This is a genomic window from Streptomyces solincola, assembly GCF_002982015.1.
GTDB classification, from domain to species: Bacteria; Actinomycetota; Actinomycetes; order Streptomycetales; family Streptomycetaceae; genus Streptomyces; species Streptomyces solincola.
On sequence record NZ_PVLV01000293.1, the window covers coordinates 1 to 21,864 of the forward strand.

Genomic DNA, 21,864 nt, shown 5'->3' on the forward strand with positions numbered 1-21,864 from the left:
CCCCATCCCCGTCCCCTTTCCCACCCCCGTCTCGACCCCGATGCCGATCCCGCTTCCGGACCGCATTCCGGTTCCGGACCGCGTTCCGGTTCCGGACCGCGATCCCGTTCCGGGCGTGGCGGCGGCGCTCTGCCGGGGTTGGCCGGCCCGGCCCTCGGACCCGGCGCGCTGATCCAGGACCGGCTGGCCGGCTGGGTCTCGGACCTCAGCACCCTGCACGAGCTCACCGAGCGGCTCGCCCGCACCGGCACCCTCGACGAGGCCCTCCGCGAGGTGCTGCGGGCCGGCGCCGCGCTGGTCGGGGCCCGGCGCGGCCTGGCCGTGCTGGAGCCGGCCGACGGGCAGGGGCCCACGGCCACCGTCGGACTGGGCCTGGCCCACCACGAGATCGGCGCCCTGGAGACGGTGCCGCGCGCCGCCACCGCCCATGGCCGACTGCTGGAGGGCCCAGCCGACGGGTGCGGACCGGACGGGCGCCCGGCCGAGCCGGTCGCGGTCCCCGACCTGGCCCTCGATCCGGAGCTGGACCCGCGCCACCGCGGGGTCGCCGCACGGCTCGGCATCGCGGCGAGCTTCGCCGTACCGCTGACCGCCGAGGCGGCGGGCAGGCTGGGCGCGGCGGTCTGGCTGTACGACGAGCCCGCCGAGCCGACCGAAGCGCGCCGGCACCTCGCCGGCCTCTACGGGCGGTACGCGGCCGAGCATCTCGCCCGGCTGCTGGAGGTCGAGCGGACCAAGGCCCGGATGGCGGTGCTCACCGAGGAGCTGCTGCCGACGCGGCTGCCGTACGTGCCGGGGGTGCGCCTCGCGGTCCGGCACCTGACCGGGCCGCAGGGCGGCGGTGACTGGTACGACGCGCTGCCGCTGCCCGAGGGCACCTTGGGCCTGGCGGTGGGCTCGGTCTCCGGCAGCGGGCCCGCCGCACTGGCCGCGATGGGCCGGTTGCGCGCCTCGCTGCGGGCGTACGCGGTGATGGAGGGCGAGGATCCGGTCGCGGTCCTCTCCGATCTGGAGCTGCTGCTGCGGCTCACCGAGCCGGCCCGGTCGGCCACCGCGCTGTTCGCCTACGTCGAGCCGGAGCCGCGGAAGATGACGCTGGCCGGCGCCGGGCACACCCCGCCGCTCGTCGTGGGCGAGCGGCGCACCGAGTTCGTGGAGACCTCGCTCTCCGCGCCGCTCGGGATGCTCGCCTGCTGGGAGGCGCCGAGCGTGGAGATCACCCCGGCGAGCGGGGAGACGGTCCTGCTGTACACCGACGGTCTGCTGCGGCGGGCGGACGAGCCGGCCGACCGGGGCTTCGCGCGGCTGCACGCCGCCGCGGCGACCGTGCCGCGCGCCGACCGTGCCGACCCGGGCGCGGTCGCCGACCACGTACTGCACACACTGCTGCCGGACGGCGCCCCGGCCGGCGAGGACGTGGTGATCCTGGCGGCCCGCTTCGACTGAGGCGCCGCCCGCGGACGGCGCCTGCCGCGGGTCGGGCTCCCGCCCGAGGCGGGCCCCGGCCTCGGCTCGGACGCCGGGGGACCTACGCCCCTGGACGGCCGACGGGACGTACGTACGATGAGGTGAGGGTTCACTGTCGTACCCATGTATCCCAGAGGAGGCGGACCCGTGGCGGAAGAGCTCACCCCGGAGACCCCGGAAGAGCAAGAGCCGATCAAGCAGCGCAAGAACGGCCTGTACCCGGGCGTGTCCGACGAGCTGGCCGAGAGCATGAAGTCCGGCTGGGCCGACACGGAGCTGCACGGTCTGGAGCCCATCGCGCAGGCCGAGTACACCGCCGCCCGGCGCACCGCGCTGTCGCGGCAGTTCCCCGGTGACCGCCTGGTGATCCCCGCGGGCAATCTGAAGACCCGCTCCAACGACACCGAGTACAACTTCCGGCCGTCCACCGAGTACGCCTACCTCACCGGCGACCACACCAACGACGGCGTCCTGGTGCTGGAGCCCACCGCCGACGGGCACGACGCCACGATCTACCTGCTGCCGCGCTCCGACCGGGAGAACGGCGAGTTCTGGCTGGACGGCATGGGCGAGCTGTGGACCGGTCGCCGCCACTCGCTCACCGAGGCCGAGCAGCTCCTGGGGCTGCCTGCCAAGGACGTGCGGGAGCTGGCCGCGCAGCTCGCCGAGGCCACCGGCCCGGTGCGGGTGGTCCGCGGCCACGACGCCGGCATCGAAACCGCGCTGAACGACAAGGTGACCGCCGAGCGCGACGAGGAGATGCGGGTCTTCCTCTCCGAGGCCCGGCTGGTGAAGGACGCCTTCGAGGTCGGCGAGCTGGAGAAGGCCTGCGCCTCCACCGCGCGCGGCTTCGAGGACGTGGTCCGCGTCCTCGACAAGGCCGAGGCCACCAGCGAGCGCTACATCGAGGGCACCTTCTTCCTGCGCGCCCGGGTCGAGGGCAACGACATCGGCTACGGCTCCATCTGCGCGGCCGGCCCGCACGCCACCACCCTGCACTGGGTGCGCAACGACGGCGCGGTCCGCTCCGGGGAGCTGCTGCTGCTCGACGCCGGTGTGGAGACGCACACCCTCTACACCGCCGACGTCACGCGCACACTGCCGATCAACGGCCGCTTCACCGAGATCCAGCGCAAGATCTACGACGCCGTGTACGACGCCCAGGAGGCGGGCATCGCGGCGGTCACTCCGGGAGCCCCGTACCGCGCCTTCCACGATGCCGCCCAGCGGGTGCTGGCCGAGCGGCTGGTGGCCTGGGGGCTGCTGGGAGACCTGGACGTGGAGAAGGTCCTGGAGCTGGGCCTCCAGCGCCGCTGGACCCTGCACGGCACCGGTCACATGCTCGGCATGGACGTCCACGACTGCGCCGCCGCCCGGACCGACAACTACGTGAACGGCACCCTGGAGCCGGGCATGTGCCTGACGGTGGAACCCGGCCTGTACTTCCAGGCCGACGATCTGACGGTGCCCGAGGAGTACAGGGGCATCGGCGTCCGGATCGAGGACGACCTGCTCGTCACCGAAGACGGCAACCGCAACCTCTCGGGGGCGCTGCCGCGCCGTTCCGACGAGGTCGAGGCGTGGATGGCCGGCCTCAAGGGCTGAGCTGGGACTGCACGGCTGAAGCTGGGAGTGCAAGGTTGCGGCCTGGACTGAGGGGCTGAGGCTGACTGTCCGGGCCGCGGTCACAGGATCGGCGACGGGGCGATGTTTCACGTGAAACGGTGATGTTTCACGTGAAACATCGCCCTCGGGCGTATCAGGAGACCTTCAGCAGGGCGCCGTCCCGCCACTTGATGATCTTGTCGAAGCTGACCACGGCCCCGCCCCGGCCCGACCGGTTGCCGAAGTGGACGTGGTCGGCCAGCTCCTCGATCAGCCGCAGGCCTCGGCCGCATTCGGCTTCCGGCGCCGGTCTGCGGACGGCCGGGACTGGTCCGCCGGGGAAGCCGGGCCCGGAGTCGGCCACCTCGATCCGGCACTTCTCACCGTCGAGGTAGGCGGTGACCCGGTACTCGGCCGGCAGCTCGCCAGGCTCGGTTCGTCCGCCGTGCTCGACGGCGTTGGCGCACGCCTCGGTGAGGGCAAGCGACAGGTCGTACGAGACATCCGGATCGACGCCCGCGCTCTCCATGGTGCCGAGGAGCAGTCGGCGGGCGAGCGGAACACTCGCAGCCTCGCGCCGCAAATGGAGTGACCACCAGATGCTCATGCTCCAGCCTCCTGGCTGCGGCTTGACGTACCGATACGTATTGCCCGTCTCTACGGAACGTAAGCGGCCGGCTGACGCGAGGGCGCTCATTCGGCGGACGCGCGTACCCCGTACGCCGGTGTAAGGAACTTCCCGCAAGGGAAGTGCGCCACGCGGCCCAGTCAGGGGCATCACGTCCGGCATAGGTGACCTTCCGGACCTGCCGTATGCCGGTGGGATGCGTGGTGCGATGATGGCCCGGCCATGTCTGCCCCCTCCGGGTACGCCCCGACCGCCGGTCCGCGGCTGCTGAGGGCCGCGGTGTTCGCCGCGGCCTGCGTCGCGCTGTCCGGCCTCGGGCACGCGCTGGCCGCCTGCGCCGGAGTGCCCTGGTGGACGCTGGTCGTCGGCTCCCTCGTGGTCTTCGGAGCGACCGTCCCGTTCGCCGGGCGGGACCGCTCCCTTCCGGTCATCGCGGCAGCGCTCGCGGGCGGTCAGCTCGGCCTGCATGTGCTGTTCTCGCTCGGACAGCGCCACCAGCTCCTGCTGTACGCCATGAGCGGCGGCACCGTGGGCAGCGGTGCCGGCACGGGCGGCCCGGTCTCGAGTCAGGCCGACGACGCGCTGATCCGGATCGCCGCCCAGTTGGTGTGCGGGGGCAGCCCGCGCTCCATCAGCACCGCCGACGCCTACCGGATCGTCACCGGCGCGGGGCTCGACCCGCACACCGCCGCCGCTTCCGCGTCCGTGTCGGCGTCGGGCGGGTACGGGGCCCACGCGGCCCACGCCGCCGCGCCCGAGGCGCTGCTTCCCGGCCTTCCCATGGTCCTCGTCCATCTGCTGGCGGCCCTGGCCACCGGGTGGCTGCTCCGACGCGGCGATCTGGCGCTGCTGCGGCTCGCCCGGCTCTCCACCCGGGGCGCCGGCGAGGTCGCCGACGGGGCGCTGGTCCGCGCGCTGCGGGCCGCACTCGTCCTCGTACAGGCACTGGCCGCAGGCCTGCCCGTGCCGGCTGTGGCCGGGCGGCGGACCGTACGCCCCAGTGACGACGCTCCCCCGCCGGTCTCGGCGGACGCACTCCAGCACTCGGTGATCAGGCGCGGCCCGCCGGCCGTACTCGTTCTCGCAGCCTGACACGGCCCGCTCCACGTCGACGCGACGGCGGGTGGCGCCGTGGCGCGCCGGTGCGCGCACACCGACATCCGTGCTCTTCCCAGCTCTTCCGTGGAGTGTGCTTCCGTAATGAACGTTTCCCGTGCCCGTGCCGCCCTGGTCGCCGGTGCCGCCGTCTCCTCCGTCGCCCTCTTCGCCGGGCCCGCCTTCGCGCACGTGAGCGTGCAGCCGCAGGGCGAGGCCGCCAAGGGCGGCTACGCCACCGTCAACTTCAAGGTGCCGAACGAGCGCGACAACGCCTCCACCGTGAAGCTGGAGGTCACCCTGCCCGCCGACACCCCGATGGCCTCGGTGATGCCGCAGCCGGTCCCGGGCTGGACGGTCAAGGTCGACAAGGCGAAGCTGGCCAAGCCGCTGGACGTGCACGGCAAGAAGATCACCGAGGCCCCGTCCAAGATCACGTGGACGGCCGACGGCTCGAAGATCGGTCCCGGCCAGTTCCAGCAGTTCCCGGTCTCCCTGGGCCAGCTCCCGGAGAACGCCGACCAGCTCGTCTTCAAGGCCCTCCAGACGTACGACAACAAGGAGGTCGTGCGCTGGATCGAGGAGCCGAAGGAGGGCGGCGCGGAGCCGGAGACCCCGGCGCCGGTGCTCCAGCTCTCCGCGGCGACGGAGGACCACCACGGTGGCGCGGCCGCCGGCGGGGACAAGGCCAAGGACGAGAAGACGGAAGAGGCCAAGGAGGACGGGCACGGCCACGAGGGCGGCGAGAACAACGCCGCGGCCGCCGAGTCCGACGGCTCCGACTCCGGCTCCAGTGACACGACGGCTCGGGTGCTCGGCATCGTCGGCATCCTGGTCGGCGCGGCCGGCGTCGCCTTCGGCGTCCTGGCCGGCCGCCGCCGCTCCGCCTGAGGCCGGCCCCTGTCACCGGCCTCCTGACACCGGCCTCCTGCTGCCTGCCGCCGGGTCCGCCGCGGGGGCCCCTCCTCAGAGCCCCTGATGCAGAGCCCCTGATGCAGAGCCCCTGATGCAGAGCCTCTGATGCAGAGCCTTCGCGACAGGTCCTCCGGCGCGGAGCCGTCGGCGCGGGGGCGCTGTCACGACGGGGACGGCCTCCAGGCACGGACGCCGAGGCTCCGCGCACGCCGGGCCTCCGTCCGGTCCGACCACGGCCGTCCGGTCCGACCACGGCCGTCCGGTCCGACCGCGGACCTGCCGTCCGGCCGCGGTCAGTGCCCCAGCTCGTCAGGTCGGTCGGCCCGGCGGCCGGGTGGCGGCATCCGGGCCGCCGCCCACACCACCAGCACCATCCAGAGAGAAGCCCCACCCCATGCACCACGACGTCAACTCATCCGGCGCGGCCGCCGCACGGCAGCCGCGCCGCCATCCGGCGCGACGCCCGCGCCGGTCCGCCGTGTTCGCGGTGGCCCTGGCCGCCGTGTCCGCGTTCACCCTCTCCGCGTGCGGGGGCGACAGCTCCGGGCAGGCGGCCGGCGACGGCCCCGTCGCCGAGGTCTCGGGCGGCAACTCGGCGGACAAGGCCGCGACCGTCCTCGACCAGCCGTTCGCCAAGCCCGACCTCGTCCTGACCGACACCAAGGGCGAGAAGTTCGACCTGCGCGAGCGCACCAAGGGCAAGCCGACGCTGGTCTACTTCGGCTACACCCACTGCCCGGACGTCTGCCCGCTCACCATGAGCAACATCGCGCTGGCGAAGAAGGAACTGCCCAAGGCCGACCAGGACAAGCTCCAGGTCGTCTTCGTCACCACCGACCCGGAGCGGGACACCTCCGCCGAGCTGGCGAAGTGGCTGCCCGGCGCGGGCGACCCGTCCTTCACCGGCCTGACCGGCGACTTCGCCACCATCCAGGCGGGGGCGCGCAAGCTCGGCATCAGCATCGAGCCGTCGAAAAAGAACAAGGACGGCTCCATCGAGTCCATGCACGGCACCCAGGTGATCGCGTTCTCCCCGAAGACCGACACCGGTTACGTCCTCTACGGCGAGGACACCACCTGGGAGCAGTACGCCGAGGACCTGCCGAAGCTCGTGAAGGGAGAGCGGCCGTGACCCGCTTCACCACCTCCGCCAAGGCGCTGGGCGCCACCCTCGCACTCGCCGCGTCGCTCGCCCTCGGTGGCTGCTCCGCGCAGGACGGCCCCGGCGACGACGGCGGTGCCTCCGCCGAGCCGAAGCTGCACGTCTCCGACGCCTACATCCCGCAGCCGGTGGGCGATGTGGCCGGCGGCTTCCTGACCGTCACCAACACCGGGGGAGCGGCGGACAAGCTGCTCTCGGTGACCAGCCCGCTGTCCGACGACATCCAGATCCACAAGACCGTGGACCAGAAGATGCAGCAGGTCGACTCGCTCGACGTCCCCGCCAACGGCGCGCTGGACCTCGAACGCGGCGGCAACCACCTGATGTTCATGGAGATCAAGAAGCAGCCGAAGCAGGGCGAGAAGGTGGCCGTGGAGCTGCGTTTCGAGCGGTCCGACCCGATCAGGATCGAGCTGCCGGTCGAAGCGCCCACCCACAACCCCTCCTCTCCCTCGGCGCACGGCTCCGCCCACCACTGAAGACGGGGGACTGAACCACCATGACGACCACCGCCGCACCGGAAACCGCCGCCGGCAGGGCCACGGCTCCGCTCGTACGCGTCCTGCTGGTCCTCGCCGCACTGTTCGGCACCGTCCTCACCACGGCCGCTCCCGCGTCCGCGCACGCCGCGCTGACCGCGAGCGACCCGAAGGACGGCGCGGTCGTGGCCGTCGCCCCCAAGGAAGTGACGCTCACCTTCTCCGAGCAGGTCGCCATGGGCGACGACTCGATCCGCGTACTGGAGCCGAGCGGCAAGCGCGCCGACACCGGCACCGTGCAGGACCGCAGCGGCGGGTCCGGCATCCGGCACGCGATCAGCCTGCACTCCGGGCTGCCGGACGGCACGTACACCGTGGCCTGGCGGGTGGTCTCCGCCGACAGCCACCCGATCTCCGGCGCGTTCACCTTCTCCATCGGCGCCCCCTCCGAGCAGCGGGCCGAGGTGCCGCGGCAGGAGACCGGCGGCGGTCTCGTCGGAGCGCTCTACGGGATCGCGCGGTACGTGTCGTACGGCGGCTTCGTCCTGCTCGCCGGCGGGGCCGCGTTCGTCCTGGCCTGCTGGCCGCGGGGCGCCGCGGTACGGCCGCTACAGAAGCTGGTGGTACGCGGCTGGGTGGCGCTGACCGGGGCGACCCTGGTCCAGTTGCTGCTGCGCGGCCCGTACACCGGGGTGGGCGCGGAGCCGGGCGCGAGCGGCGGCTCGCTCGCCGACGCCTTCGACCTGGGCGTCCTCGGCACGGTCCTGGAGACCAAGACCGGTACGGCGCTGGTCTCCCGGCTGCTGCTCCTGGGCGCCGCCGCGCTGTTCGTGGCCGTCCTCTTCGGCGCGTACACCCGGCGCGAGGAGGGCGACGAACGCAAGGACCTGACCTTCGGCCTGGCGGTCGGCGGCACGGTCGTCGCGGCCGGGATCGCGGCCACCTGGGCGCTGTCGGAGCACGCCTCGACCGGTATCCAACCGGGCCTGGCGATGCCCGTGGACGTCCTGCACCTGCTCGCCATGGCCGCCTGGCTGGGCGGTCTTGCCGCGCTGCTGGTGGTGCTCTTCCGGGGGCCGTCGATCGAGCGGGCGGCGGTACGGCGGTTCTCCGCGCTGGCGTTCGGCTCGGTGCTGACGCTGGCCGCCACCGGGCTCTACCAGTCCTGGCGGCAGGTCGGCTCGTGGAGCGCGCTAACCGGGACGGCGTACGGCCGACTGCTGCTGCTGAAGGTCGCGCTCGTCGCGGTGCTGGTCGGCCTCGCCTGGTTCTCCCGACGGTGGACCGGCAGGCTGGGCGAGACCACCGCAAGGGAGAAGACCGAGGAGACGGGGAGCGGGGAGTCGGAGACCGAGGAGACGGGGAGCGGGGAGACGGGGAGTGGGGCGGCGGGTGCCGGCGAGACGGAGGCCCGGGAGACGGTTGCCCGCAAAGCGGTCGTCGGGGAAGCGGTCGTCGGGGAAGCGGAGAACGCCGCGGAGGCGGCGGCCGAGCAGGCGCGGGCCGGGGGGGAGGAAGCCGGGGCGGTGCTCTCGGCCGAGCGCTCCCGGCAGTTGGCACGCCAGCGGGCCGCCGTGGCCACCGTCCGCGACCGGCGGCAGCGCGACGGCGACCCGGTGCGCTCCGGGCTGCGCCGCTCGGTGCTCGCCGAAGCGGCCGTCGCCGTGGTGCTGCTCGCCGTCACCACCGTGCTGACGACCACCGAGCCCGGCCGTACCGAGGAGGAGGCCGGGCGGGCGCAGGCGGGCGCGGCCCAGGCCGCGCCGGCGCCCAGTGGGCCCGTCGAGTTGAAGCTGCCGTTCGACACCGGCGGGGTCAACGGCAAGGGAACGGTGCGGCTGACCCTCGACCCGGGCCGCTCGGGCTCCAACGCCCTGCACGTCTTCGCGGACGGCGACGACGGGCGGCCGCTGGACCTGCCCGAGCTCAAGGTGTCGTTCACTCTGCGGGACAAGCAGATCGGGCCCCTGCCCGTGGTGCCGGACCGGATCGCCACCGGGCACTGGAGCGCGGAGAGCCTGCAGATCCCGATGCCCGGGCAGTGGACGGTCCAGGTGACCGTGCGGACGTCCGACATCGACCAGACCACCATCGACAAGAACGTCAAGATCGGCTGATCCCCGTATGCACCACCGTACGCACGACCGCGACGACGCGCCGAAGGCGCCGAAGGTTCCCCACGTATCCGAAGCCGCCAAGGCGCCCAAGGGCACCAAGGCAGCCAAGGCGCCCAGGGCGCCTCAGGCGCCCGACGCCGGGCCGGCCGAGCGCCGGGGGGACGGCGTGTCCCGGCGGCGGCTGCTGGGCACCGCGGGCGCGGCCGGGGCCGCCGGGCTGGTCCTCGGCGGGGCGGGCGGCGCCGCCGTCCACGCGGCCGCCGCGCCGGACCCGGGGACGGCGCTGACCACGGTCGGCTCGACCGGCGTGCCCTTCCACGGGCGGCACCAGGCGGGCATCCTCCAGCCGACGCAGGCCCGCGGCCATCTGGTGGCGTTCGACCTGGCGGCCGGGGTGGGGCGCAAAGAGGCCGCCGCGCTGCTGCGCCGCTGGTCGGAGGTGGCCGCGCTGCTGATGGCCGGGCGACCGGCCGGCGGTGGCGACACCGGGGTGGCGCTGGACGCGGGCCCTTCCTCACTGACCGTAACCTTCGGCTTCGGCTCCTCCTTCTTCGACCGCACCGGGCTCGGCTCGCGGCGGCCGGCCGAGCTGGAGCCGCTGCCGGCCTTCTCCTCCGACCGGCTCGACGCGCGCCGGTCCAACGGCGACCTGTGGGTGCAGATCGGCGCCGACGACGCCCTGGTGGCGTTCCACGCGCTGCGCGCCGTCCAGAAGGAGGCGGGCGCGACGGCGCGGGTCCGCTGGCAGATGAACGGCTTCAACCGCGCGCCCGGCGCCACCGCCCGCCCGATGACCACCCGCAACCTGATGGGCCAGATCGACGGCACCGGCAACCCGAAGCCGTCCGAGCCGGACTTCGACGCACGGATCTTCGTCCCGGCGGACGGTGGCGGGCCGGCGTCCTGGATGGCGGGCGGCTCCTACGCGGTGGTCCGCCGCATCCGGATGCTGCTGGACGACTGGGAGAAGCTGTCCCTCGCCAAGCAGGAGCAGGTCATCGGGCGGCGCAAGGCGGACGGGGCCCCGCTGACCGGCGGGACGGAGGCGACCGAGATGGACCTGGAGAGCATCGGCCCGGACGGGGAACCGGTCATTCCCGCCGACGCCCACGCGCGGATCTCGGCGCCCGAGCAGAACGGCGGGGCGGCGATGCTGCGCCGCCCGTTCTCGTACCACGACGGGATCGGCCCGGACGGAGAGCCGGACGCCGGGCTGCTGTTCGTCGCCTGGCAGGCCGATCCGCTCCGCGGCTTCGTGCCGGTGCAGCGGAAACTCGACCGGGGCGACGCGCTGTCGTCGTTCATCCGGCACGAGGCGTCCGGGCTGTTCGCCGTGCCGGGCGGCCCGGCGAAGGGCGAGTACGTCGGCCAGCGGCTGCTGGAGTCCTGAGCCCCCGCCCCCTTGCCCCGTACCGGCGGACCTGCGCGGCGGGCGCCGGCATGTGGAGACCGCTGCCGCTGGGGTGGGGCGCGCATTAGGGTGACCGGTATGTCGGCCACGCGCTATACGTATCTCGGTCCCGAGGGCACCTTCACCGAAGCCGCCCTGCGCACCCTCCCGGAGGCCGCCACGCGCGAGCTGGTGCCGACGGTCTCGGTGCAGGCCGCGCTCGACGCCGTACGCAACGGGGAGGCCGCCGCCGCCTTCGTCCCCATCGAGAACTCGGTCGAGGGCGGGGTGACCGCCACCCTGGACGAGCTGGCCTCCGGCGAGCCGCTGATGATCTACCGCGAGGTGCTGCTGCCCATCGCGTTCGCGCTGCTGGTACGGCCGGGAACCAAGATCACCGACGTCAAGACGGTCACCGGCCATCCGGTGGCCCAGCCGCAGGTGCGCAAGTGGCTGCGCGCCCACCTGCCGGAGGCCGTCTGGGAGTCGGCCGCCTCGAACGCGGACGGGGCGCGGCTGGTGCAGGAGGGCCGCTACGACGCCGCCTTCGCGGGTGAGTTCGCGGCCGCGACGTACGGCCTGGAGGCGCTGGTACGGGACATCCACGACGCGGCGAACGCGGAGACCCGGTTCGTGCTGGTCGGCCGCCCGGCCCGGCCGGCCGCGCCCACCGGGGCGGACAAGACGTCGGTCGTCATCTGGCAGCGCGAGGACCATCCGGGCACCCTGCAGGCGCTGCTCCAGGAGTTCGCCGCGCGCGGGGTGAACCTGATGCTGTTGCAGTCCCGGCCTACCGGTGCGGGCATCGGCAACTACTGCTTCGCCATCGACGCCGAGGGGCACATCGCGGACCTGCCGATGGGCGAGGCCCTGATGGGGCTGAAGCGGAGCTGCGCCAAGGTGCGGTTCCTCGGCTCGTACCCTCGCGCGGGCGCGACGGCGGAGGACGTCACCCCGCTGCGTCCGGGCATGTCCGACGCGGACTTCACGGCGGCGTCGGACTGGCTGGCCCGCTGCCAGGACGGGCGCGCCTGAGTCGGAAAAGTTATCCACAGGCTCGGTCCTCCACCTGGGGACAAGTCGACATCACCGGGGGATGCGGGGGCGCGGGGTCGACATATCGGCCCAGTGGCGGCTCTGCCGGCACAAGCGGTGCAGCCGCCTACCGACGCCCCTTTTCCGCCGATCACCCCTTTTGGTACGTCATTTCCCACTCGAATGGGTGGCGGGCGGCGGGTTTGCCGGCCGCCACCTCAGCGGTGAATAGTGTCGGAATGATCAATTCCACCGTTTCCATGAGTCCACAGAACTTCCACACAGCCTGTGGATAACAATTCCGGCGCCCGGTCGGGCTGTGGACAACCATCGGGCGGGAACGCCGGCTACCGGGCCTGAAGACCGGGAGAGCGCCGACTACCGGACGGAGGCCGGGAGGGCGCCGACCGCCGGCCCGCCGCAACGGGACCCCCGGAGGTCGCCTCCGGCCCAGCCCTGCCCGCCGCAGTCACGGCAGCCGCCCCGGCCGTGATCATCGCGGCCGTGGCCCGCGGCCCGCATTCCTCCCCTTTACGTCTTTCCGCCCATAACGACACGCGTCGCAAATCCATGGAAGGGCCACCATCCGGCACCGGTAGCCTGGTGGGGTGATTGACCTTCGCCTGCTTCGTGAGGACCCCGACCGAGTGCGCGCCTCCCAGCGCGCCCGTGGAGAGGACGTCGGCCTCGTCGACGCCCTGCTCTCCGCCGACGAGCGGCGCAGGTCGTCCGGTGTCCGCTTCGACGAACTGCGCTCCGAGCAGAAGTCGCTCGGCAAGCTGATCCCCAAGGCCACCGCCGAGGAGCGCGCCGAGCTGCTTCAGCGCGCCGAGCAGCTCAAGGCGGACGTCAAGAGCGCCGACGCGGAACAGCACGAGGCGGACGAGGAGGCCAAGCGGCTGCTGCTGCGACTCGGCAACATCGTCCACCCGGACGTGCCGGAGGGCGGCGAGGAGGACTTCGTCGTGCTGGAGACGCACGGCACCATCCGCGACTTCGCCGCCGAGGGATTCGAGCCCAAGGACCACCTGGAGCTGGGCGAGGCGCTCGGCGCCATCGACATGGAGCGCGGCGCCAAGGTGTCCGGCTCGCGCTTCTACTACCTGACCGGCGTCGGGGCCCTGCTGGAACTGGCCCTGGTCAACGCGGCGATCGCCCAGGCCACCGAGGCAGGCTTCATCCCGATGCTGACGCCCACCCTGGTCCGGCCGCGCGCCATGGAGGGCACCGGCTTCCTCGGCCAGGCCGCCGAGAACGTCTACCACCTGGAGAAGGACGACTTCTACCTGGTGGGCACCTCCGAGGTGCCGCTCGCGGCCTACCACATGGACGAGATCCTCGACGCCGACAAGCTGCCGCTGCGGTACGCCGGGTTCTCGCCGTGCTACCGGCGCGAGGCCGGGACGTACGGCAAGGACACCCGGGGCATCTTCCGCGTCCACCAGTTCGACAAGGTCGAGATGTTCTCGTACGTCGCGCCGGAGGACGCCGAAGCCGAGCACAAGCGGCTGCTGGAGTGGGAGAAGCAGTGGTTGAACGCGCTGGAGCTGCCGTTCCAGGTGATCGACGTGGCCACCGGTGACCTGGGCGCCTCCGCCTCCCGCAAGTACGACTGCGAGGCGTGGATCCCGACGCAGGGCAAGTACCGCGAGCTGACGTCGGCGTCCAACTGCGACAGCTTCCAGGCCCGGCGGCTGTCCGTGCGGATGCGCGGAGAGCAGGGCGGCAAGAAGACGGTGCAGCCGCTGGCCACGCTCAACGGCACGCTGTGCGCGGTGCCGCGCACCATCGTCGCGCTGCTGGAGAACCACCAGCAGGCCGACGGCACGGTGCTGGTGCCGCAGGTGCTCCGCCCCTACCTCGGCGGGCGCGAGATCCTGGAGCCGGTCGCCAAGTGACCGCGCAGCCGCACGCCGCCCCCTCGCAGGCGTCCCCGCACGCCCGCGCGTTCCCGTACAAGCTGGTCGCGACCGACCTGGACGGGACGCTGCTGCGCTCCGACGACACGGTCTCCCAGCGCACCCGCGACGCACTCGCCGCCGCCACGGCGGCGGGCGCCGCGCACATCGTGGTCACCGGCCGCGCGGTCCCGTGGACCCGGCACATCCTGGACGACCTCGGCTACGACGGCCTCGCCGTCTGCGGCCAGGGGGCGCAGGTCTACCACGCGGGCGAGCACCGGCTGCTGACCTCGGTGACGCTGGACCGGCAGCTCGCCGGGCTCGCCCTGTCCAAGATCGAGGCGGAGGTCGGGCCGCTCGCCATCGCGGCCAGCCGGGACGGGCTGGACGGGGACGTGCTGGTCGGCCCCGGCTACCGCGTCCAGGAGGGCCCCCTGCCCTACCTGCCGTACGAGGACCCGGCCGACCTGTGGTCGGCGCCGCTGAACAAGGTCTACATCCAGCACCCCACCCTGGACGACGACGCCCTGGCCGGCGTCGCCCGTCAGGCCGTCGGAAGCCTGGTGGACGTGGTCATGGCGGGCCCCGGGGTCGTGGAGATCCTGCCGCTGGGCCTCAGCAAGGCCACCGGTCTGTCGCTGGCAGCCCGCCGGCTGGGCGTGAAGGCGTCGGAGACGATCGCCTTCGGCGACATGCCGAACGACATCCCCATGTTCGCCTGGGCCGAGCACGGCGTCGCCATGGCCAACGCCCACGACCAGCTCAAGGCCGTCGCCCACGAGATCACGGCCTCCAACGACGCGGACGGCATCGCCGTGGTGCTGGAGCACCTCCTAGCCCTCCGCTGACCTTCCGGGAACGGGGCTGCCAGAGCCTGCTGACCTTCGGGGAGCGGGGCCGCGCCGGGCCTCGCCGACCTTCGGGGAGCAGGGCCCGCCGGGCCTCGCTCTATGGGGAGCGAGGCCACGCCGGACCTCGCCGGCCTACCGGGAGCGGGGCCGCCGGACCTGCCGGGTGCGCGACCGCCGGACCCCGCTGACCACCCGGAAGCAGGGCTGCCGGACCTCGCTGACCTACCGGGAGCGGGGCCGCCGGGCCTCGCAGTCCTACCGGGAGCGGGGGCCGCCGGGCCTGGGGGCGATCTGCGGGGGTCGGGGTCCCTGAAACTCGGTGGTGCCCGGTGACGGCTCCGGGCACAGTGAAGGTGCACCGGGACCGGGGGGCGCGGGTCGCCGCAGCCTCCGGGGGCAGGCCGCGGGCGAGGAGCACCGGAGTCACGGACGGTTCCGTGTGCCCGCCCCATGCCGCCCGGGGTGGCCGCTTCGAGCGCGCGTTCCGCGCGGGCCGCCCCTCCCGGTGCCCGGACCCCGGCCCTTCCCGGCGCACCCCGTCGGTCGCAGCGGCGCCCCGGCGTCCGGAGGGACGCCCGCGTGCTGAGGCCGGCCCGGCCGGCCGGCATCAGGCCCACCTCCAGCCGGCGGCGGTCGCCCCGGCTCGCGTGCTCCGAGGCGCTCCGTCTCCGAGGCTCCCTGGCGCCCGGGCACCCGGACTTTCAAAGGCCGAGGCTCCCGCTGCCTCCCTCCCTCTCCTCCGCTTCCACTCCCCTAGAAGTTGATCATGTGGCCCGCCAGTCCGTGCACGGCCTCCTTCACCGCCTCGCCGAGGGTGGGGTGGGCGTGGATGTTGCGGGCGACCTCGTGGACCGTGAGGTCCCACTGCTGGGCCAGGGTCAGTTCGGGCAGCAGCTCCGTGACGTCCGGGCCGATCAGGTGGGCGCCGATGATCTCGCCGTACTGCGCGTCGCTGATCAGCTTCACGAAGCCGGTGGAGTCGCCCAGTCCGTGGGCCTTGCCGTTCGCGGTGAACGGGAACTTGGCGACCTTGACGTCGAAGCCCTTCTCCCGCGCCTGGTCCTCCGTCCAGCCGAAGCTGGCGATCTGCGGCTGGCAGTAGGTGGCCCGCGGGATCATCGGGTAGTCCAGCTCCAGGGTCTCCGCGCCGGCGATGGTCTCGGCGGCCACCACGCCCATGGCCTCGGCCGTGTGAGCGAGCATCAGCTTCGCTGTGACGTCACCGATGGCGTAGATGTGCGGCACCGAGGTCCGGCACCGGCCGTCCACCTCGATGGCACCGCGCTCGGTGAGCCGCACCCCGGTCTTGTCCAGGCCGAAGCCGTCGACGTTCGGCGCGAAGCCGATCGCCTGGAGCACCTTGTCGGCCTCCAGCACCTTCTCGGCGCCGTCCTTGCCGGTGACCGTCACCCGTACCTGCGGGCCGGACTCGTCGATCGACTCGACCCGGGTGGAGGTCAGCACCTCGACACCGAGCTTGCGGTACTGCTTGGCCAGCTCCGCCGAGACGTCCTTGTCCTCCAGCGGGGCGAGCCGGTCCAGGAACTCGACGATGGTGACCTTGACCCCGTAGTTCTGCATCACGTACGCGAACTCGACGCCGATCGCGCCGGCGCCCGCGATGACGATCGACCGCGGCAGGTCCTGGTCGAGGATCTGCTCCTCGTAGGTGACCACCCGGTCGCTGCGCCGGGTGCCGGGCAGCAGTCGGGGCGTCGCGCCGGTGGCGATGACGCAGTGGTCGAAGGCGATCGTCGTGGACGAGCCGTCGGCCACGTCGACCTGGAGCGTGTTGGCGTCCAGGAAGGCGCCCCGGCCGGTGAACTCGGTGATGCCGTTCTTCTTCATCAGGTAGTGGACGCCCTTGACGCGGCCGTCCGCCACCCGCCGGCTGCGCTTGAACGCCTCGCCGTAGTCGAAGGAGACCTCGCCGTCCACCTTGATGCCGAAGGTCTTGGCCTCCTTGGTGATGATGTGCGCCAGCTCCGCGTTGCGCAGCAGCGCCTTGGTGGGGATGCAGCCGACGTTCAGGCAGACGCCGCCCCAGTACTTCTCCTCGACGACCGCGACCCGCTTGCCCAACTGGGCGGCGCGGATGGCGGCGACGTAACCGCCGGGGCCTGCTCCGAGTACGACGACGTCGAAGCGGTCTGACATGGCGTGCTCCCCAGGTGTGTAGGTATGCCCTGCATCGCGTGGAACGCGGCACCCGCCGACTCCCCGTGGTACGAGGACGCGGTGGTGATCCGTGCCCACAGTAAGCCCGGAGTGCCCCGGCCGTTCAGGCCCTGTGGATAAGTTGTAGGATGACCGGGCGAATAAGAAGGGGAGCGAGGGTGGAGGCGGGTTGATGGTGCTGCGGGCCGCGGGGCGGACATTGCTGGTGGACGCCGTGGTGGAGCAGTTGCGCGCCGAACTGACCGGTGGGCAGTGGGCCGTCGGGGACCGGATCCCCACCGAGCACGACCTGGCCGATCAGCTCGGGGTCGGCCGCAACACCGTGCGCGAGGCGGTGCGGGTGCTGGTGCACGCCGGGCTGCTGGAGTCCCGGCAGGGCAACGGCACCTTCGTCCGCTCCACCGCCGACCCGGCCGCCGTGCTGCGTTCGGTGCGGGCGGCGGGCGCCCTGGACGTGCTGGAGCTGCGGATGGCGCTGGAGACGGAGGCGGCCCGGCTGGCCGCCGCCCGCCGTGACACCCATGACCTGCTGCGGTTGCGGGCGGCGCTGTCGACCCTGCGCGAGGAGGGCGACCGGGCCGCGGACGCCGATGTGGCGTTCCACCGTGCCGTGGTCGAGGCCACGCACAACGCCGCCTTCACGGAGGTCTACCGCTTCTTCTCGGTGCAGGTGCACGAGAGCCTGGTCGCCTCGCTGGGCGACCGGGAGATGCCGGCGATCGACCTGGACGCGCACGAGGCGCTGGTGGTCGCCGTCGAGCAGGGGGACGCGGACGCCGCGGACGCGGCCGTACGGGAGCTGCTGCGCGAGCCGATGGAGACGGTCCGCGCCCTGGTCCGCCGCTGAGCCGTCCCGAGCCTGTCAGGCCGGGAAGCCCACCACATCGCATCGCTACGAGGAGACGTCGGGACCGGTTCCCGACGTGGGAAAGGTGTCTGCTGTGCCACGCCCGAATGCCGAAGTGCTGCTGCCGGACGCGGAGGCGGATGTCCGGCCGTCACCGGACGGGGCGGCGGCGCGTCGGGCGCTGCTCGCCCATCCGGTGCTGCTGCTGGCCGGAATCGTGCTGGCGTCGCTCAATATGCGGGCGGCGCTGGCGGGGGTGTCGCCGCTGGTCGGTGAGATCAGCGAGTCCTTCGGGCTGTCGTCGACGGCGACGTCGCTGGTGACGTCGGTACCGGTGCTGTTCCTGGGAGCGGGCGCGGCGGTGGCGCCGTGGCTGGGCCGGCGGTTCGGCACGGAGCGGGTGCTGTGCGCGGCGCTGGTGCTGCTGGCCGCCGGCGTGCTGCTGCGCGTCGCTCCCTCCCCGTACACGCTGTACGGCGGCGGAGTGCTGGTGGGTACGGCGATCGCGCTGCTGAATGTGCTGATGCCGGGGCTGATCAAGCGGGACTTCCCGGACCGGGCAGCGGCCATGACCTCGGTGTACACCGGTGCGATGATCGCCGGCGCCACGGTGGCGGCCGCGGCGTCGGTGCCGTTGGAGCGCGCTTTCGGCGGGAGCTGGCAGGCGTCGCTGGCCTGTTGGTCGCTGCCGGCGGTGGCGGCCGCGGTGCTGTGGCTCCCGCAGGTGCTGATCGCCCGGGGGCGCACCGGGCACGAGACGCGGTCCGCGGCGCGGGCGGGGGTCGGCCGGAATGTGTGGCGGTCGGCGCTGGCCTGGCAGGTCACCCTGTTCATGGGTTTGCAGTCGTTGTGGACGTACGTCCTGATCGCCTGGCTTCCGACGATCTTCACCGATCACGGGATGAGCCGCTCGACGGCGGGCGTGGTCTTCGCCTTCAACAACCTGGTGCAGGTGGCGGGGGCTTTCCTGGTGCCGCTGCTGGCCGGCCGGATGCGCGCTCAGCGTCCGCTGGTGGCGCTGGTGACGTCGCTGGTCGGGGCCGGTTTCGCGGGGCTGCTGGTCGCGCCGGTGGCGGGCGCCTGGCTGTGGGCCGCGCTGCTGGGCGTCGGCCAGGGCGGTGCGGTGGGGCTGGCGCTGACCCTGATCGTGCTGCGCAGCGGGGACGCCGTGACCGCGGCCCGGTTGTCGGGCATGGCGCAGACGGTCGGGTATCTGCTGGCCGCGGTGGGTCCGCTGGCGGCCGGGGCGGTCCATCAGGCGACCGGCGACTGGACGGTGCCGGTCGCCCTGGTGCTGGTGGTGTGCGGGGCGGCGCTGGCGGTGGGGTTGCCGGCTGCCCGCGACCGCCACGTGTAGCGGGCAGCCGGCCCCCGCGACCGCCACGTGCAGCGGGTTCCCAACCGCCCGCGACCGCCTCATGGAGCGGACTGCCGGGCCTCCGCGGCCGCCACGTGGAGCGGGCGGGGTGCCCGCGTCCGCTTCACGTGGCGGGGCGGGTCACTCCTCGCCGGCCGGGGCGAGGGTGCGGAGCTTCTGTCCGGCGTACCAGGTGGCCGCGAGGGTGACCGCGACCAGCAGGATGACGGCGACCGGCAGACCGACGGCGGAGGAGATCAGTCCGTCGCCGCGGCCGGTGTGCTCGGCGACGGCGAGGGCCCACTGCTGGACGCTGAGGGTGCGGGCGCCGTCGATGAGGCTGCCGAACAGGGTCTCCCACACCAGGGCGTAGACGAGGCCGATGACGACGGCGTGCCGGCTGACGGTGCCGAGCAGCAGGAACAGCGCGCTGTAGGCGATCGAGGCGACCAGGGCGGCGATGGTGTAGGAGACGGCGATCTGCTGCCCGTTGCCATTGAGGATCATGCCGGCGATGAAGGTGGGCACGGCGGAGAACACCATGGTGACGGCGATGGCCACGGTCAGCTTGGTGACGATGATGGTCGGCCGCTTCACCGGCTTGGCCAGCAGGTAGACGATGGAGCCGTCGTCGATCTCGGGGGCGATGGCCCCGGTTCCGGCGATGACGCCGATGAGCGGGACCATGGTGGCGAGCGCGAAACCGCCGAGGACGTCCGCGGCGATCTGGTCGTCGGCGCCGTTGAAGGCCCGTACGGCGGCGGCGATGAGCAGCAGCAGCGCGGGGAGGGTGAAGAGGATCGCGGCCCGGCGGCGGCCGAGCAGCGCCCGGTAGGTGAGCCGGGCGACGGTGGGGTGGTACATGGTCGAGGGCTCCCTTCAGGCCGCGACGAGGTAGGAGAAGACGGACTCCAGGGACTCGTCCGAGGGCGAGACCGTCAGCAGCCGGATGGAGTGCTCCCGGGCGACCTTCGGCAGGAGTTCGGTGAACCGGCCGAAGTCCACGGCCTGGATGTGCAGGGCGCCCTCGCGGGTGTCGACGGTGATGCCGGCGGTGGAGGGGTCGGCGATCAGCGCGGCGGCCAGGGCGCGGTCGTCGCTGGAGCGCACCAGGTAGCGGTGCGGACGGTCGGTCATCAGCCGGCGGATGCGGCGGAAGTCGCCGCTGGCGGCGTGCCGGCCGGCGACGACGACCTCGATGTGGGCGGCGAGCTGTTCCACCTCCTCCAGGATGTGGGAGGAGAACAGCACGGTGCGGCCGTCGGCGCCCATGCGGCGCAGCAGGTCCATGAGCTGCATGCGCTGGCGCGGATCCATGCCGTTGAACGGCTCGTCGAGCAGCAGCACGGACGGTTCGTGGACGAGGGCGGAGGCCATCTTGACCCGCTGGCGCATGCCCTTGCTGTACGTGGCGATCTTCCGGTCCTGGGCGTACTCCATCTCCACGGTGGCGAGCGCCCGCTGGGCTTCGGCGGCGCCGAGGCCGTGCAGTTCGGCGTTGGCGACGACGAACTCGCGTCCGGTGAGGAAGTCGTACATCGCCTCGCGTTCGGGGACGACGCCGATGTGCCGGTAGACGGACTCGTTCCGCCAGACGGGCGCCTGGTCGAGGGTGACGGCGCCGGTGGAGGGGGCGAGGAAGCCGCCCATCAAGTTGATGAGGGTGGACTTGCCGGCGCCGTTGGGGCCGAGGAGGCCGGTGACGCCCGGGCCGATCGTCATGGTGACGTCGTTGACGGCGACGACGTTCCCGAACCACCGGGAAACGTGGTCGATCTGGAGAGTGCTCACGGGCGCTGCCCATTCCTTGGACGGATGGTGGTGGGGGCCGGTGCCGACCGGTACGCCGGAGGCGGCGCGGCGGGGTGCGGGCGGCCGGTCACAGCCCGACCCGGCGGTAGCGGCTCATCAGTACGGCGTAGCTGCCGGCGATCAGGGCGAGGGCGGTCAGCAGGTAGAGCGCGCCCGGTCCGGCGCCCGGCCCGGACTCGCCGGGGAAGGACGTGGTGGCGCCGAGGAAGGCGGTCTGTACGCCGTCGACCAAGGTGATCGGCGAGAACAGGCCGAGCCACTTCACGGCCCCGAGGTTCTCGGTGGCCCAGGCGATGCCCTGGAGGGTGGTGACCGCTCCGTAGGAGATGGTCAGGACGGCGATGACAGCGGCGACGCCGAAGCCGCGGCGCGGGGTGAAGGCGGCGAGCACCAGGCCGATGCCGCCGAACAGGACGGAGAGCAGTGCCACGGAGACCAGTCCCTGGGCCAGGCCCGCCGTCTGGTCGGAGAAGTCCATCTTCGCCAGCAGGGACCCGATGTAGAGGATGAGCAGCGGGGACGCCGTCAGGATGAACAGCGCCGAGGCCATGGCGGCGAACTTGGCGACGACGTAGTCGACGCGCTCGATGGGGCGGGAGAAGTAGAGCGGCACGGTCTTGAAGCGCAGGTCGCGGGAGACGGACTGAGGCGCCTGACCGGCCAGGAAGAGGCCGATGACGGCCTGCATGATGACCGCGTACCGGGTGTACTCCACCGGCAGGTCGTTGAGCTTGGTGGTGACCGCCACCGCGACCATGATCAGCGCGGGGACGCACATCACGCCGAAGAGGATCATCGGCAGCACCTTGGACTTGGCGCTGCGACCCAGTCCGTACGCGCCGCGCAGCGACTGCGCGAACAGCGAGCGGCGGGCGTAGGCGCGGCCGAGGCGCGGGCCGTCGTAGGAGCGGTAGCCGATGTTGTGGATACGGGTCTGGGCGCCGCCCTGGGCCGGCACCTGACCGACGGCGGTTGCGCCGGCGGCACCGGGGGGCCCGGACGGGGACGGAGCCGGGAGGGAGGGA

The 21,864-nt window shown here is 72.9% G+C and carries 18 protein-coding genes; 13 read left to right on the plus strand and 5 right to left on the minus strand.

What is annotated here, in order from left to right; all coding sequences use genetic code 11:
* Window positions 1-129 precede the first annotated feature (129 nt).
* Together C6N75_RS19210 and C6N75_RS19215 are read left to right on the plus strand one after the other, a co-directional pair.
* Complete coding sequence (locus C6N75_RS19210; RefSeq protein WP_181160539.1) at window positions 130-1,446, plus strand: PP2C family protein-serine/threonine phosphatase; 1,317 nt, start codon at window positions 130-132, stop codon at window positions 1,444-1,446.
* 168 nt (window positions 1,447-1,614) lie between these two features.
* Window positions 1,615-3,072, plus strand: coding sequence for an aminopeptidase P family protein (locus C6N75_RS19215; protein ID WP_105870147.1), 1,458 nt, complete (start codon window positions 1,615-1,617; stop codon window positions 3,070-3,072).
* A gap of 154 nt (window positions 3,073-3,226) precedes the next feature.
* Here the strand turns inward: C6N75_RS19215 and C6N75_RS19220 are convergent, their stop codons facing one another.
* The gene (locus tag C6N75_RS19220) at window positions 3,227-3,679 is read right to left on the minus strand and encodes an ATP-binding protein (RefSeq protein WP_105870148.1); all 453 of its coding nucleotides are present in this window, start codon (window positions 3,677-3,679) and stop codon (window positions 3,227-3,229) included.
* A gap of 243 nt (window positions 3,680-3,922) precedes the next feature.
* On the opposite strand from C6N75_RS19220, the gene C6N75_RS19225 reads away from it, so the two are divergent.
* From C6N75_RS19225 to C6N75_RS19265, 9 genes are all read left to right on the plus strand, one after another.
* Window positions 3,923-4,792 carry a hypothetical protein gene (locus C6N75_RS19225; RefSeq protein ID WP_105870149.1) on the plus strand — a complete coding sequence of 290 codons (870 nt, stop codon included), beginning with the start codon at window positions 3,923-3,925 and terminating at the stop codon, window positions 4,790-4,792.
* A 108-nt stretch (window positions 4,793-4,900) separates the two neighbouring features.
* Window positions 4,901-5,686: a YcnI family copper-binding membrane protein gene (locus tag C6N75_RS19230; RefSeq protein ID WP_105870150.1), complete on the plus strand. Its 786-nt coding sequence runs from the start codon at window positions 4,901-4,903 to the stop codon at window positions 5,684-5,686.
* 418 nt (window positions 5,687-6,104) lie between these two features.
* Window positions 6,105-6,842 (plus strand): SCO family protein, encoded by a 738-nt coding sequence (locus C6N75_RS19235; RefSeq protein ID WP_105870151.1) that lies wholly within the window; start codon window positions 6,105-6,107, stop codon window positions 6,840-6,842.
* Entirely contained in the window at window positions 6,839-7,351 is a 513-nt protein-coding gene (locus C6N75_RS19240; RefSeq protein ID WP_105870152.1) for a copper chaperone PCu(A)C, read from the plus strand. The genes C6N75_RS19235 and C6N75_RS19240 overlap by 4 nt, the downstream gene beginning before the upstream one ends.
* Window positions 7,352-7,371: 20 nt before the next feature.
* A complete protein-coding gene (locus tag C6N75_RS19245) occupies window positions 7,372-9,468 on the plus strand; it encodes a copper resistance CopC/CopD family protein (protein WP_105870153.1) in 2,097 nt (698 codons plus the stop codon).
* 7 nt (window positions 9,469-9,475) lie between these two features.
* The gene (gene efeB / locus C6N75_RS19250; protein WP_105870154.1) at window positions 9,476-10,858 is read left to right on the plus strand and encodes an iron uptake transporter deferrochelatase/peroxidase subunit; all 1,383 of its coding nucleotides are present in this window, start codon (window positions 9,476-9,478) and stop codon (window positions 10,856-10,858) included.
* A 99-nt stretch (window positions 10,859-10,957) separates the two neighbouring features.
* Complete coding sequence (gene pheA, locus C6N75_RS19255; protein ID WP_105870155.1) at window positions 10,958-11,893, plus strand: prephenate dehydratase; 936 nt, start codon at window positions 10,958-10,960, stop codon at window positions 11,891-11,893.
* Between the two features lie 608 nt (window positions 11,894-12,501).
* On the plus strand, window positions 12,502-13,791 hold the full coding sequence (serS, locus tag C6N75_RS19260; RefSeq protein WP_105870156.1) for a serine--tRNA ligase: 1,290 nt from the start codon (window positions 12,502-12,504) through the stop codon (window positions 13,789-13,791).
* On the plus strand, window positions 13,788-14,642 hold the full coding sequence (locus tag C6N75_RS19265) for an HAD family hydrolase (protein WP_105870157.1): 855 nt from the start codon (window positions 13,788-13,790) through the stop codon (window positions 14,640-14,642). Before serS ends, C6N75_RS19265 begins: the two co-directional genes overlap by 4 nt.
* A gap of 756 nt (window positions 14,643-15,398) precedes the next feature.
* Here C6N75_RS19265 and lpdA read toward each other — a convergent pair.
* Window positions 15,399-16,802: a dihydrolipoyl dehydrogenase gene (gene lpdA / locus C6N75_RS19270; RefSeq protein WP_105870158.1), complete on the minus strand. Its 1,404-nt coding sequence runs from the start codon at window positions 16,800-16,802 to the stop codon at window positions 15,399-15,401.
* 193 nt (window positions 16,803-16,995) lie between these two features.
* Between lpdA and C6N75_RS19275 the strand changes: the two genes are divergently transcribed.
* The gene (locus C6N75_RS19275; RefSeq protein ID WP_105870159.1) at window positions 16,996-17,670 is read left to right on the plus strand and encodes a FadR/GntR family transcriptional regulator; all 675 of its coding nucleotides are present in this window, start codon (window positions 16,996-16,998) and stop codon (window positions 17,668-17,670) included.
* 94 nt (window positions 17,671-17,764) lie between these two features.
* Window positions 17,765-19,027: a CynX/NimT family MFS transporter gene (locus tag C6N75_RS19280; protein ID WP_105870160.1), complete on the plus strand. Its 1,263-nt coding sequence runs from the start codon at window positions 17,765-17,767 to the stop codon at window positions 19,025-19,027.
* Window positions 19,028-19,168: 141 nt separating this feature from the next.
* Here the strand turns inward: C6N75_RS19280 and C6N75_RS19285 are convergent, their stop codons facing one another.
* The 3 genes from C6N75_RS19285 to C6N75_RS19295 all read right to left on the minus strand — a co-directional run bounded on the left by C6N75_RS19285 (window position 19,169) and on the right by C6N75_RS19295 (window position 21,797).
* Window positions 19,169-19,891: an ABC transporter permease gene (locus C6N75_RS19285; protein ID WP_105870161.1), complete on the minus strand. Its 723-nt coding sequence runs from the start codon at window positions 19,889-19,891 to the stop codon at window positions 19,169-19,171.
* Between the two features lie 15 nt (window positions 19,892-19,906).
* Window positions 19,907-20,818 carry an ABC transporter ATP-binding protein gene (locus C6N75_RS19290; protein WP_105870162.1) on the minus strand — a complete coding sequence of 304 codons (912 nt, stop codon included), beginning with the start codon at window positions 20,816-20,818 and terminating at the stop codon, window positions 19,907-19,909.
* A gap of 88 nt (window positions 20,819-20,906) precedes the next feature.
* A complete protein-coding gene (locus C6N75_RS19295) occupies window positions 20,907-21,797 on the minus strand; it encodes an ABC transporter permease (protein WP_105870163.1) in 891 nt (296 codons plus the stop codon).
* Window positions 21,798-21,864: the final 67 nt, after the last annotated feature.